The 14,152-nt window shown below is 41.7% G+C and carries 10 protein-coding genes; 8 read left to right on the top strand and 2 right to left on the bottom strand.

Annotated elements, in window-relative coordinates; translation table 11 throughout:
* Positions 1-5: 5 nt before the first annotated feature.
* The gene (locus WC647_12750; GenBank protein ID MFA6223175.1) at positions 6-1,220 is read right to left on the bottom strand and encodes a glycosyltransferase family 4 protein; all 1,215 of its coding nucleotides are present in this window, start codon (positions 1,218-1,220) and stop codon (positions 6-8) included.
* A 138-nt stretch (positions 1,221-1,358) separates the two neighbouring features.
* Here WC647_12750 and WC647_12755 point away from each other — a divergent pair, with 138 nt between their 5' ends.
* The 8 genes from WC647_12755 (at position 1,359) to WC647_12790 (ending at position 12,159) form a co-directional block, all read left to right on the top strand.
* Positions 1,359-2,366 carry a class I SAM-dependent methyltransferase gene (locus WC647_12755; GenBank protein ID MFA6223176.1) on the top strand — a complete coding sequence of 336 codons (1,008 nt, stop codon included), beginning with the start codon at positions 1,359-1,361 and terminating at the stop codon, positions 2,364-2,366.
* A 13-nt stretch (positions 2,367-2,379) separates the two neighbouring features.
* Positions 2,380-3,441 carry an SGNH/GDSL hydrolase family protein gene (locus tag WC647_12760; GenBank protein MFA6223177.1) on the top strand — a complete coding sequence of 354 codons (1,062 nt, stop codon included), beginning with the start codon at positions 2,380-2,382 and terminating at the stop codon, positions 3,439-3,441.
* Positions 3,442-3,455: 14 nt separating this feature from the next.
* Positions 3,456-4,496: an SGNH/GDSL hydrolase family protein gene (locus WC647_12765; protein ID MFA6223178.1), complete on the top strand. Its 1,041-nt coding sequence runs from the start codon at positions 3,456-3,458 to the stop codon at positions 4,494-4,496.
* A 147-nt stretch (positions 4,497-4,643) separates the two neighbouring features.
* Positions 4,644-5,054, top strand: a complete 411-nt coding sequence (locus WC647_12770; protein ID MFA6223179.1) for a VanZ family protein — start codon at positions 4,644-4,646, stop codon at positions 5,052-5,054.
* Positions 5,055-5,234: 180 nt separating this feature from the next.
* Complete coding sequence (locus WC647_12775) at positions 5,235-7,292, top strand: hypothetical protein (protein ID MFA6223180.1); 2,058 nt, start codon at positions 5,235-5,237, stop codon at positions 7,290-7,292.
* A gap of 620 nt (positions 7,293-7,912) precedes the next feature.
* Positions 7,913-8,707, top strand: a complete 795-nt coding sequence (locus WC647_12780; protein ID MFA6223181.1) for an SGNH/GDSL hydrolase family protein — start codon at positions 7,913-7,915, stop codon at positions 8,705-8,707.
* Between the two features lie 568 nt (positions 8,708-9,275).
* Entirely contained in the window at positions 9,276-10,574 is a 1,299-nt protein-coding gene (locus WC647_12785) for a hypothetical protein (protein MFA6223182.1), read from the top strand.
* Positions 10,575-10,776: 202 nt separating this feature from the next.
* A complete protein-coding gene (locus tag WC647_12790) occupies positions 10,777-12,159 on the top strand; it encodes an SGNH/GDSL hydrolase family protein (protein ID MFA6223183.1) in 1,383 nt (460 codons plus the stop codon).
* A 28-nt stretch (positions 12,160-12,187) separates the two neighbouring features.
* On the opposite strand, the gene WC647_12795 is transcribed toward WC647_12790, so the two are convergent.
* A complete protein-coding gene (locus WC647_12795) occupies positions 12,188-13,924 on the bottom strand; it encodes a hypothetical protein (GenBank protein MFA6223184.1) in 1,737 nt (578 codons plus the stop codon).
* Positions 13,925-14,152: the final 228 nt, after the last annotated feature.

Here is a 14,152-nt window from a genome sequence, read left to right on the forward strand (position 1 = left end):
TATTTTCACTCAATCATCTCTTTGTAAAGATTATTTATGTCTAGAACCACTTTTGACGTCTCAAATCCTTGCTCAAATGCGTTTCTTGCTCCTTTTGAAATCTTTTTCCTCAGAATTGGGTCATTCCTCAGTTTTGTGACCGCCGAAGCTATTTCTTCGGGTTGGCCAGGATTTACTAATATTCCCGAAACACCTGATTCTATCATGTCTGGGATTGCGCCCACCGTTGTGCTTATTATAGGTTTACCCGCTCTCATCGCTTCTATGATGGACATAGGCATACCTTCATAGTAGGAGGGTAAAACAAAAACATCTGAAATCCCTAAGTAGAGCGGAACGTCACTGATTTTGATCTCACCAATCAATTTAATTGTGTAGCCAAGCCCGTTGTCATCTACTGCCTTTTTGATGTTGTTCATCTCCCCTTGAAGCTCTTCCCCACCAACAAGCAACACCTTGAAATTGGAGTTGTCCACCAGCAACTGTTTTACCGCCTGAACGATATCGAAACTCCCTTTGCGCCATCCAACCCTACCGATTGATGAAATTAAGAATTCTTCCTGTCTTATCCCTAGTTTTTCTCGCAACGAGTCTAATGAGACTTGTTGAGGTTTAGGGCAATCTGGCACAAAATTCCGGATCACCCGGACATTAATTTTTGGATCTATTTTCCGGATGTTTTGCGCCCACAGATCGTAAAGAACTACGATACGTTTGGGAATCGCCAGCCCTAGTCGAACATAAATTCTCCTGAAACGTGAAACAGACCCGTAGAATTTTTCCCAATCGGTGCCGTGCAGATGCAAAAGAACTCTGGAGGAAGCAAGAAAGGCCACAACCATAACCATGGTGTCGCCCAAGAAACCAGATGTGGATCCATGAATGTGCAGAAAATCGTATCGTCCCGACCATAGCTTACGAAAAAGCTGCCAGACCCGCTTGGCTTTTAACAGCTTTCGTCGAAAAGGACTCGTTTGGGAATCATAAATACTTTCGGAACGATTAAAAATATCAAAAACATATTCTTTGGAGAGATCCGAGTTTATGATGCTGTCTATGACCGTGGCAATTCCACCGAATGGAGGAGGAACCGGTCCGACAATGAGGACTCTTTTTTCTTTTGAAGTTTTTGAGTTAATGATCCTGTAACCTGAGCCTTCTACAAAGGCTAACTTATTATTGAAATTCGGCGCAAAAATAGTATATTTTTGAAAAAGAATCTAAAAAAATTTTTAGATATTGCGAAAAAAATATTCACCGGGCTTTCCAGCGCTTGAAAAATTTCCCTCAAAGATCTTAAAACATGGCTAAGCCTAATTTTACAGACGCCTCCAAAGCTGAGAATTAAGGAAGTGCCCATGCTCAATCTGAAGACATCCGAGGCGACTATTGATATAAAACCAATATCTAATTCCAGGTTCAGGTACCATATCACAAGAACGGGCTCCGGAAAGCACACAGAGCAAATAACGTTTGACAGTTTCTATGGTGAAAAAGTGGCTAAAGCCCTCCTTGATATGGGAGGCGCAGACAGGCTCATAAGTGAGCTTACGAGAGAGGAAGGACACTCGGGCCTTGAGCTTGGACTTAAGTATTATACATTGAGTTTCTTGCCGGATGACGATTTTATAGGAAAGCGCCTTCTGGATTTTGGGTGCGGTTGCGGCGCTTCCACGTTCGCTTTATCGAGGATTTTCCCAAATAGCCACATTTTGGGCCTGGACCGACTTGCGGATTGCATAAGAGTCTGCAATCTCAAAAAGGAACAGTTGGGCCTCGACCGGGTTTCTTTTGTGACATCGAATTCTGATGACCAATTGCCGGCTGCCCTGGGACATATCGATTACTGCATACTGTGCGGAGTCTATGAACATTTGCTTCCACCAGAGCGTAAAAGCCTGCTGCATGCCATATGGAATATGTTGCCCGTCGGAGGCGTATTGTTTATCGCCCAGACACCAAACAGATACTCTCCAATAGGCACACATGTCACACGTATCCCCATGGTCAATTTTCTGCCTGATAGCCTGGCGTTTCATGTCGGACACTGGGCCATGAAGAAACAATACGGGATAGACGCTGATTGGGAAAGACTCTTGCGTGGAGGGTTTAGGGGCGGGACGTCGCACGAGATAGAAAGAATACTCCAGGAAACCGACGGAGTCCCGGTCTTCATTCCACCGAGTCGCTTGGGCGTACGAGATCCTATCGACATTTGGAACCTGACCAAGGACTTATCCAATCTGGGTTTGATAAAACAGGTCGCAGGGCAATTTTGCAGGGTTTTTAAAACGTTCACAGGTATTACAATTGCGCCATATATCAATCTTGCCATTCGCAAAGGTTCAATAAAAAAACAGGCCTAAGATTTGGAAACGTATGAAAAATCGAAAACAATCTATACTTAACATTTTTCTGACAAATTTATTTGTTCTCGGAATATTGGTCGTTGTTCTTGCAGTGATCGGGGAATTGACGCTTCGCCATTATATACCTAGTTGGGATCATTCTGGGTTGGTGGAATTGACTTCAACTCCAATAGTTTATGAGATGAAACCAAACCTCCAGATTGTTCGTGAAGGAGTTGAAATCAAAACTAACTCCGACGGATTTCGTGACACTAATTTTTCAGGGGAACCCAAACCAGGTGAGTTTTTGATTGCAGTTTTAGGAGATTCTTTTGTCTTTGGGCAGGGGGTCCCCCAATCTGAAACAATGTCGGTTATTCTACAGAATCTCCTGAATCAATCAGGTAAGACCCAGCGGTTCCGGGTGTGGAATCTCGGGGTATCCGGCTACAACACTGAACAAGAGGCTTATCTCCTAAAGTCTTTCGTACTACCGCGGAAACCCAATTGGGTGGTAGTTGGATATAACATAAATGACTGCGAGCCAATAGGGGTTGACCCCAATTCAGTTGAAAAAGAGCAACACAGCCACGAGCCATTGATTGACCGTTTGCAAAATTATTTCCTGGACGATCTTCTAATCACACAATTCGTGAAACAGAGGGCGGGAAATCTGATTCGACTTTTCGACCCTACATGGTATGCGTCTAATTATGTTCAAGATACTTTGAATCAATATATATCTTCAAACGGAGGGTGGGCCAAGATATCTAGTTTATTAAAACAAATGAAATTGGAATGCGATTCCGAAAAAATAGGATTTACGTTGGCCATTCTGCCGGCAATGCTGAACTTTGACAACTACCCATACAAACCTGCAAACGATTTAATTTTGTCTTTTTGTAAAAAAAACAGCATTGATTGTGTAGATATATTGTCCTCTTTTAAAGGCCATAATTTAATGAAGTATTGGGTTTCCGCTCTGGACGCTCATCCAAATCAATCGGCGCAACGCATTTTCGCCAATGCCCTGGCAGATCATTTGATTCGTCAATTTCATTACCATGACCGGAATGTACCAGACGGTGGTTAGTGGGGGGCGCCTTGATGGCTTATTTAACTAATGTTCGCAGAAAATGGACAACCAATATCGTGATATTCACTTTGTCTTTGACCTGCTGCTTGTTAATATTAGAGGCTGTGTTGAGATTGTTTTGTCCCTTTCATTTCATGCAGCCAATCGAATCCTTCGAATATGATGAAGATCTAGGATATCGGTTCCGCAAAGCAATACATTTCTTTCACCTCACGGATTACCAGCAAGAAGTTAAAACAAATCAGTTAGGTGCTTTAAATTTTCAAGAGGATTTGTCGAAATATAAAACTATTGTTTTTGCGCTCGGAGATTCATACACTCAAGGCTTGGGAGTCCCTACTGACAGTTCATATCCCTTTCAACTCGATTTGCTTCTTAACATTGACGACAAAGGAATTTACTCTAAAAGATACGGAATTGTAAATTTAGGCCTTGGTCCGTATGGAGGGAAGCAGGAGTTGATTACCCTAAAACGATTCGAAAAATGCCTAAGAAAACCTAATATAGTATTGTATTTGGGTTGTTCAAACGATTATACTGATGATTTGATGTTTGACTCGGGGATCCGTCACAAGAATCTGGTTCTGCATAACCCGCATTATGGATGGCTTTACTATCCCATGAAATGGTTTCTTTTGGAACTAGAAATAGGTAAACGAATTAAGTATCTAGTTCAGGAGGGGATTTTTAAAACTGGTGCCTACAAAGCTCAAGCGGAAGAAAGTCATGGGCGGAGCGTTGCGGAAATGGAGGGGGATGCAATTGAAAAAATAGTGTCTACAGCAAGAGAATTGGGGGCGGTTCCCGTTGTGTCTTGGTTTATGGTGGGAGAATCCTATGATTGGCTCAAATCTTGGGCCGCTCAAAACAGTGTACGATTTGCCGACTGGGAACCCGCTGCGAGATCAATTACGCACGCGGTTCCTGGAATTCCGTGGGAAAATCAACACAGCGGCGCTCACCATAGAGCATGGCTTAACTTTGTAATTGCAAGGGCCTTTGCACAGGAAATCCGGACCATCCGGAACTACTCGGAAGGCCACGCCAATTGAGGCTCGAAAGTAGACTTGTCCATTAAGTGTCTTTAATTACTTTGTGACTTCTGAAAACAATTCCTTACCAATTTTGTCGGCTTTTTGAAACTATGCCGTCGTCTGGGTAGTTGATTGATTATCTTTAACCCAAGATTGATGAAGATTTTGTCTTGCAGCCTGCCACTCATAGTAGTCTTTTGCGGCATCATTTATATATCGATACTACCAGACCCACCGCATCCGGATGACATTTCCAAATTTCTTGGCGGCATTCCGCTAAATGATAAGGTAGGGCACCTTGTTATGTTTATTGGTCTTGGTTTCTTAATCTCCAATTTTCTGGAAAAGATGTTTAAATGTTTGGGCCTAAAGAACGTTGTTCGGACAACTGGATTGTCGTTTGTCGTTGGGATAATTCACGAGATTGATCAGCATTTAACTGGTCGTGGTTATGAAGTTGATGACCTATTCTTTGATCTGTTAGGAGGTTTTCTTGGAGCGCTTGCATTTAACCTTTTCACTCGGATAAATCAACGGTTGTCAAAAGAATCTGCGGATAGAAAATCACCGATTTAGCTCAAGAAGCGAAGCGATAATTTTTTTTCTAGCTGATCAGTTTAAATTGTTTACCGAAGCGCGACAGTCTAAGAGATTGTTTGAAGATCATAAATGTCGTCTCTTGTTTCTTTACAAACATGTTAAAGGCGAAAAACTTCGGCATGGGTGACCCTCCCTAATTGCTCAGGTAATAGTTTTATGTTAGCGATTTGCTACAGCCTGTTATTATCATTTAGTCTATTTGTCGACCTAACTGTGTGTGGCTCCAATCCGGGATTTTGGGGCGGGTTATTTCTGCTTTTGATGCCCTTGACATGTGTGATCTGGGGACGACTGTATTTCAAGGTTTTCTCCATCGATGATCCATGTCTTCTGAGTATTGAATCCTCTCTCATAACAGGATTTTTTGTAATAAGCCTGTTAGCGATGTGCCTTGTTTTCTACCTGCCTCCCCTAGCTAACATGAGTATCTTGAGCGCCACTTTGTCAATGGCAATGATTTGTTTATTGATTTTCAATAGAAAAAGTTTTCAACAAATTTATGTAACAACCCCAAATATAGGACTTCTAGCTGTCGTTGGTTTGGCAATGTCTCTTTGGAGTCAGACGGGAATCATTCAGACCGTCGTCAGTGGGCAAGAGATTATATTCCGGCCATGTGTCGATTATTTTATTCATGCTTCAATGATTCAAAGGCTGTATGAAGGTTCAACGCTCGGTCGTCATCAAGAATTTGCCTTAATGTCTGGGATACCCGCTCCGTTATATCACTATGCTTCTTATATGTTTTCTTCTTTATTGAGAGCCGTAAGCGATTTACCGGCTATCAATATAGCCACTGCATTTTGGCTCCCTTTTGGAGGAATACTTTCCGGTCTGGGGGCTTTTGTTTTTGGCAATTCCATGTGGGGGAAAAAGGAAGGGATTGTCAGCGCTCTGGCGATTACTTTGTTACCAGATCCGTACATGTGCGGCTGCGGCCTCGGTTATTTCAGTTACCATTTCCTTGGTCAGACAGGAGCAGCCAATTATTACGCAGAAGCAATCGCCGCAGTAGGCCTCGGCACACTGGCCCAAGGGATAGTCAAGGCAAATTCCCGAATAATTCTGGCGGGATTAATTCCAATTTCTACTCTGGTATTTTTTAAAGCCCATATATTTATTGTTGTTTTTCCGGCAGCATGTTTCTGGTTAATTTTGTCTTTGTCTCGCATGAGTACAACGACAAAAATATTAGGGATAATATTACTTTCTGCTGCCTTCGGGTTAGTAGCATTATTAGCTTGGCATCTTAACTACATTTCGCTTGGCAAACCATGGGCAATTGAATTTTTCAGGAACATTTTCTCTTCTGGTATAGGAAATAGACCAAGGCTTCATACAACTATTTTCTCTCTGACACAAAGCACTTCGACTATTTTGGATGATGTCATAGTCGGGACCACCATGGTCTGGTTAGGAACCCTTGGACCAGTTCTCCTCGGAGGAGTGATTTTGATATATTACCTGAAAAGAAAAGATCTTTTGAATTTCCGAGATATGGTTCCCTTCCTATGTCTCTTGTTTTGGACGATCTTAATTCTGATTATGCCAGCTAATACTAATGTGTTAGGTAGACCCGATGAATTTCATCACAGGCCATATCATGCTGTCTATTATTTCTTTACAATTTGGGTAATTGCGAGATCTGCGAACCTGTTCTTTTCGAGTCCTTGTCGGCCATCAAAAAAATCTGGCTCTAGTGGTATGAAGTCGAAATTCATTCCGATCATAGTAAGCCTGTCGTTATTGTTGATCCCACTGTATTTCGGTAAAAGGGTTCTCAACACAGGGGCTTGGGTTTCGGGACTCCATGATGTCACTATTGACCCCGGTTTGTGGGAAGCTTCTAAATTTATTAGAAATAAAGGTCATTTGGGAGATGTTACCCTAGATTCGACCGAAGACAAGTTTCACAATATTGTTTGCGGGGTTGGTGAGAGGCGTTTATTTTTGTCCGAACCTTACATATCCCGGCTTTCTAACGATAGTCCAGATCTAGAATGGATAGAAAAAAAACGAAGGATTCACAATCAGCTGAGACAATGCCCCACTAAAGAGTGCGTTGGGAAAATCGTAAGGACTTGGAACATTCGATGGTATTTGTTGCATCCAGGAGATAAAATTTCATGGCCTCTGGAAATGCAAAATCGATTCCTTTTTGAATCAAATGGATATAGGGTTTTTGACATGTATTTGTTCGGTCATCGTTTGTAAAGTTTTTGCTCTTCACATTCTGTAGACAGAAAAGGGTTATTTTTTTAAATTTTTTTAAATGTAAGCAAAATCACCGTAGAAATAAAAGGTAATTAAGAATTTTTTCCTACTAGGACCGAAATTCTATATACTGATGATCATTCAATTCACGTTTGACGAATTCACCTTGGGGAACAAAGGTGACAGAAGACCCCCTGATGAAGTTTGTTCGAATTCACTTCCCAAACAGCGGCAGCAGCATGAAAAAGAAGGTTGAACGTAAAGCTTGCTTTCAACTGTGCCAAATCCTTAGACCGTCGCTTGGTTACGCAATGATTGGAAATTAACAACTCTTTTATCTGGAAATGTCTAAAGCTGTACACAAGCATATTGTTCATTCTGTGGTGTTGTTCATTTCAAGCCTGGTTACGATTATAGTTTTATCTGAACTTTCTTTCAGAGGATACATATACCTGAAATTCGGCCCGGTGGCCTTTCGGCCACCAATTATGACTTCAGACCCGAAGCTTGGTTGGCGGATGATAGAGAATATTTCAATTCATACGACTTGTTTAGATGCCTCTGGAAAGCAATACGAATTAAGTTTTTCCACGTCCTCGGGTGGATTTCGGAAATACCCTTTGAGATTGGAAAAACATCAACGCATCTTGTTTATTGGAGATTCTTTTACTGCTGCTAACGACGTTTCAGATAGCAAGACTTATTATTCTCTCGTGGGCGATGCAATTGGGACCACTATTTTTGCATATGGTTGTGGCGGATATGGCTCGCTGCAAGAATACATGATATTGGATGAATACCTAGACGCCATTTCGCCCGACGTAGTGGTCTGGCAGTTCTGTTACAATGACTTTTTTGACAATTCATGGCCTATGGCTCGGGAGCGGGGAAACGAAATGAGACGTCCATTCTTATCTGAGGACGGAAAGATTTTCTACGCTGGTAGCAATAACGATTCCAGTTTGAGGCATTTTCTGAGTAAATATATGCTTCTAACGCGTCGGCTATTTGAAAAAGCGTATGAAATCGAGTCATATATTGGTATGAGATTTAACTTTGAACAAAATATCAATGAAATAGGTCTTCGGCATGAAGGTTTCAGACAGTCTGTCCAAACTACGCGTAAGATAATGTCAATGGTTAGAAATAGGATACCAAAAGCTCGCATCGTGGCGTTTTCCGTAGATAATACTCAGCCATATCTTGATCAGTTCCAAGAGATTGCCAAAGAACAACAGATTGAATTTATTGATGGAATCGGTAGTGCGATTCAAAATGCTGAAGACAGGGGTATAACAGTCAGATCATCCGATAAATTCCATTGGAATGAAACGGGCAACTCCATATGCGCGAACTTAATTGTTTGCTATCTTCGCTCAACACCAGGTGCAACTGTTCCATACGGTGGGCAATAGCCTTTTATACATGTGACATTTAGGGTTGAAAGAAAAGAGACAGTGGCTCCTTGAAAAAGTCTTTAGAAAATTCCAATCTAAAAACCACGTGATTCATCGGCCGAGGCTAAGTGGCTTCGGGGGAAGTTTCTTTTGGCTTTGGCTCGTCACAGGGGCTAGGTCCAAAAAAGACAAGCGTTTATGCTCATGCCGCATGTTTTGATGTGCAATATCGCTCACAAATAAACCGTGTAACATCAACCTGTTATTTTTATTGCCGATTCAATATGTTCGATGTACCTCGAAAAATCATTTGCCACACCGCTTTTTGGCCTGTATCTTTACATTAATCTGATTATTATTCATAATTGAAAGATATGTTCTGGAGATAACTGACTGCGGCCAAACAGGGGCACGGTTATCGCTAGAATTAAAGTCATGGGGTGGGCTAAGACCCCGAGGACAAACCGTCCCTGAAAAATGGTCTAAGCTTTCGGTATGTTGTCCATTTAACGCTCTGAATTGGAATCGTTTCCTCAACAATCGGAAACGAAAAACCTTTTTCTCCGGAAATTTCTAAAACAATGCAATGATAAAAAGACAAGAATATTGGATTGAACTAGCTATCACCCTGTTCTTGTTTGTTCTTATCAATTTATTCAGCCAGACATTTCAACGGCCTATTTCTTTAAACAATGGGCACGGATGGGATGGGGCCTTGCTCTTAAAGGTTGTGGAACAGTTAGGTAACCACGGACTACCTAGTGCTGAAGCTCCTTTCGTTTATCGTCTCGGAACACCTCTGTTGGTATCGCTTTTCTCTAAAAGAGACCTATTATTAGGGTTCAAGATCATCAACACTGCAGGAAATATGCTCACGGCTGTGTTATTTGTTTTCTGGCTCAATCTATATCTGAACGATCGTAAAACCAGGGTCTTGTTGGTTACATTTTTTCTTGTCATGTGGCATGGACCAGTTCGATTCGTCTATTACTATCAAGTCTATACCGATCCTTGGTTGTTTGTCATGTTACTTGCTGGCCTAATAGGAATTCAGCAAATTCAGACAAGCGCCACTGTTGTACGCATATGCCTTCTGGGGTTGGTGGCATTTGTGGGCGTAATATTTCGAGAGTCTGCATTTATGATACCTGTCGCTTTTCTGTTTTGTAAAGACCCCATTATCCTGTCAAGGAAAACATCTTCTGCGTTGCCTAGCTTTCAGAATAAGCCAGTTATTGAGAGTATTCCCCCCACATTCTTTCTTCCACTTGGTTTTGCTATTCTTGGCCTTCTGACAGTTCACCTAATAGCCTCTCAAAACAATGAATACTCCTATATTAGAACAGCGATCATGTGGGCATATAATAAACCCGCGTTAACCTATCTGCACGCTTGGTTTATTGCTTTTGGGCCGATTATTGTCATTCCGATTTATTATTGGCGTGGAACAATTCGTTTTCTGGCAAAGAACCAATTCATACTGGTTTATCTGCTTCAATTTGCAGTTTTAGCGTGGATTGGTGGTACTGATACAGAAAGAATTCTATTTTGGGGTGTGCCTATAGTTTATCTTCTTGTCGGAAAATCTATAGAAGATAATGCAGTATTAGCAAAATTGATTCCATTTGGGCTAACCATTCTGATTGTTGGACAATTGATCTCAGAGAGAGTTCTTTGGACTATTCCTGATTATCCCAATGAGTTCTCTACGCCTTTTCCAATCCTGACTATACTCAGTAACAATTTTCAATATCTCGATTTGTATTCTTTTCATGGTAGTCGGGCAATTCATGCTATCTCCTTTATTGAGTACATATTACTTGGTGTTTTAATCGTATGGTGGTTGAACGATTGCGAAAAAGAATTGGACCCAAATAGACAGTGAACAAGAACTTTCCAAAGCCGATGAGAAGCAGCAGGCCATGTGGCCTGCAAAGGAACTGCCTGAGTCTAAAAGGTTATTGGATGTGTGGTGAAGACTCCACCAATAGGAAGTCCGTGAAAGTGCTTTGTGCGGTAACTGTCGGCGATCACCCCAAATTTGACTTCCGATTCGTAGGTTGGTTCTGTAGGTCAAGCATCTTTTCATGAAAACCTGGTTTGAAACAAACCGCATATTAACTTTGTTCACCATCAATTTTGTAGGTATCAGTCTTCTGATTATCGTGGCCGAGCTATTGTTACGAACATTATATCCTTCTCCTATTGGATTTTTTGGACTTCCTTCAACTCGTAACGGAGCGATATACGGCTGGGGAATTCATCCGAAGCAGTTGATAAAGATTTCCGACCCTGACTCCTGCGCAGTCTCCATAGACCGGACCAACAGCCATGGATGGCGAGATCTGGAAAGGGATTACGAAAATAGCAAACGATCCTATCGGATATTAGCGCTTGGCGATTCTCACACCTTTGGTGCGATTGTTCCAGCCGAGAAAATTTATACACGCATATTGGAAAGAAAACTCAGGGACGTCGGCTACAATGTGGAGGTCATAAGTGTGGCGTTGAACGGTTGGGGAACAGACCAGGAGTTGGAGGCGCTTGTCAACGAAGGCCTAATGTACAAGCCAAACTTAATAATCCTGCAATTTTCAACGAATGATTTGTGGGACAACGCGTACTTTTACAATGCATCGAAACCTGGGTCGAAAGTTCCAGAACAAATGAAAGGCTACAAACCTTTCTATTACGAGGTAGCTGACTCCAATGAGCTTTTGAGAAAAGAGAATCCACACTTTCACAGGTCGTGGACTTGGGATTCTTGGATCAGCAGCAATGTTATCAAACTCTGTATCAATAATTCCGAAATACTTAAACGCTTGTATCAATTCTCCCCTTACCATAATCCCTGCAACACAGTTTATAAGATAGGAAAGAATCAACTTGATCAACTTCAATTTCTATTGAATTTAGATGAAGGATCACATCTTTATAAGTTACTGCAAAAGCGGCTTGACACAAGAGTCACTTCAGATGAACTGAAATTATTCTTAAACTCGGAAGATGATCAAACCCAAAAAATCGCCTTCAAGGTGTTTGAAGACAGATTGCACCACAAATTTTGGTTGGAGGAAAGATACTTCCCACAGAAATTAGACATAAATTCTTATGAATGGAGGCTGTTTTTGGCTCTCGCAATAAAAATCAAGCAATTAGCTAATGCAATACACGCTGAGTTGGTCATCTTTCCGGTAACCGACGAAATGGAATTCAAATGGCACGCTGACTGGTATCGTCACCCTGACACACAAGAGGCTAAAGAGAATTTTTTAAGTCCGATACGAGCAATTAGAGAAATTATGCCTCATCACGGTATAAAAGTTGTAAACAGTTCCAATGGATATGAAAGGGCACGTAATGATTCTCACGTGACTATAAAGGGGAATGAATCAATGGCTGAAGACCTCTATAAATTTCTGAAGGCAAACTATACCATACGTCGTCGTTCATCAAACGTTCGGGAGTAGAGTAGTATAAACAGAGTTTGGTCAAGTTCTATTCGAGATTCTTGCCGTCGGGCATAATGTTGTCAAGTGGGACTGTCCGAATCACCCATTTTGGCTCGATTTCTCTTTTAAGTTTGTAGGTTCCTATAGAATATGGAGATGGATCATACCATCCATCGACTACGTTGTTCTTCAGAAAGCTTTCGAGGGAAGGCGAGAATTTACTAGACTTATTGACGAAAAACTGGAGGTCATACATCTTGCCACCTGTTTTGACCGTACCAACGTAATAATATCTGTCCCATCTGGGGTCTGAGGCCCAAGAAGATTTATCTCCAAGCGGCCCATGTCCATATTGAATCCATGAACCATCCTTGTTACTTTCTTGGATCACCAAGTCAGCATTCCAATTGAAAAAATAGTCAACTAGTGACTTATTGTCGCGAGTCCTAGCTATAAAAGAGTCGTTAAGCCCTACAATATCCAGCCATACTGCTCCTGAAAAATAGGGGATGCCTCCTGAATCACTGCCTGCTATTCGGACTTGAGCTATGTCCGGCAAGTTGGCTAACGCTGTGGCGACACGACGCTCTTTCTGCATAAGCAGGTCACTAATCCGCCATTTGTTGTTTGGAGAAAGCTTTTTGGAATTACCATATATCTCAAGAATGTCCCTTGGTCCAAACGCAAGAAGAAACGCTATTAGAGCCCCCACCAGTAAAATCAATCTGCGACCGATAAGCTCATTGAGAACTCCTGACATCCACACAAAGATCGGGATAATAAGACAGATCACCAAAGGGATCAATGGATACAAGAAACGCCCTTTGACGTCCATCAGGGTATCACAGCGAGCAAAGAAACATAGATAGAATAGCAAGAAGCTAACGGCTGATAGCATGATTACTTTGTCGTTATTTCTATAATTTCCCGACAAAAACACCATAAGTAAACTGGGATAAATGAGGGCGAGTATAAGAGAGTGAGAACTGAAAAATGACTGCACGGTCCGCATGCCAAGGCTGCTGACAAAATAAGATCCAGACGCTTTAATGTAAAAAGGATTGGGTAAAAGATGACCGAAATAGAGAACCTTCCAGGTAAGATACACGCTTCCAATGGCTATCAGAAATAAAAATCCCACTATTAGAGGTTTCAATTGAATACTGTTCCTACGAAAGGCCAAAACACAATATGATACGAATATTACAGGATATAGCATAGTGGCCTCTGGCCGGAGCAAGATCGTGAGAAACAAGAGACAGCTAAACACAACTGAAGAACTGGTTCGTTGACGATTGATGAATGCCATGCCAGCTACAAATGAGGTTAGTAGGAATAGGCTGTAGATTATCGTTTCCATGCCTAGGAGACAGAGAGACTTGGTCTCCGGAACGAGAAAGATAAGAGCAGTGACCATCATAGCGCTTAGAGCCGAGCAACCGTAATGAGATCGTGCGACGGTGAATAAAATAAGGGCTATCGCCACCAAACTGGCATAACTAATCACCCTAGTAACTAAAAGGGGATCAAATCCAGCCTTAATGAACGGAGCCAGAACAACAACCAGAAGGAAGTTTGTGTAACCTTCAGTTGGATTCTGACCAATATTCCAAGTAATTCCATGCCCCATAGCCAAGTTCTTTGCGTAGCGATATGTTATGAATGAATCGTCAAATACATAATTCCAGTCCTGAATCGCAGCAGCAATGAAGGATAGCCCGATAGGCGCCCAGAGGATCAGGAGACACATAACAATTTGACGTTTTTCGTTAGGATTCTTCATTTTTGGGCCAATTTCAAAACACAGTTTTCGTATAGGTTCTTAGGGTAATTACTAAAAGAGCTTAACTTACGTTTTGGATGAAAGCTCTCACTATGATTTACGGGCGTCTCTAAAAATTGATTGATTTTTCAGTCCACAGTCTTCGCGGCTTGTTCAGTCTGTGCTATAGGGAAAGTATATCAAGCAGGGAGGACAAAGAAAATGCCAATTCGCCTTCAACCTGGTTTT

The sequence above is a fragment of the Desulfomonilaceae bacterium genome (genome assembly GCA_041662605.1).
GTDB lineage: Bacteria > Desulfobacterota > Desulfomonilia > Desulfomonilales > Desulfomonilaceae > CAJBEZ01.

Coding starts and splice junctions, on each gene's coding strand:
- WC647_12765 (MFA6223178.1), top strand. CDS start 3,456: ATGGCTTATTTAACTAATGTTCGCAGAAAATGGACAACCAATATCGTG.
- WC647_12785 (MFA6223182.1), top strand. CDS start 9,276: ATGATAAAAAGACAAGAATATTGGATTGAACTAGCTATCACCCTGTTC.
- WC647_12790 (MFA6223183.1), top strand. CDS start 10,777: ATGAAAACCTGGTTTGAAACAAACCGCATATTAACTTTGTTCACCATC.
- WC647_12760 (MFA6223177.1), top strand. CDS start 2,380: ATGAAAAATCGAAAACAATCTATACTTAACATTTTTCTGACAAATTTA.
- WC647_12755 (MFA6223176.1), top strand. CDS start 1,359: ATGCTCAATCTGAAGACATCCGAGGCGACTATTGATATAAAACCAATA.
- WC647_12775 (MFA6223180.1), top strand. CDS start 5,235: ATGTTAGCGATTTGCTACAGCCTGTTATTATCATTTAGTCTATTTGTC.
- WC647_12795 (MFA6223184.1), bottom strand. CDS start 13,924: ATGAAGAATCCTAACGAAAAACGTCAAATTGTTATGTGTCTCCTGATC.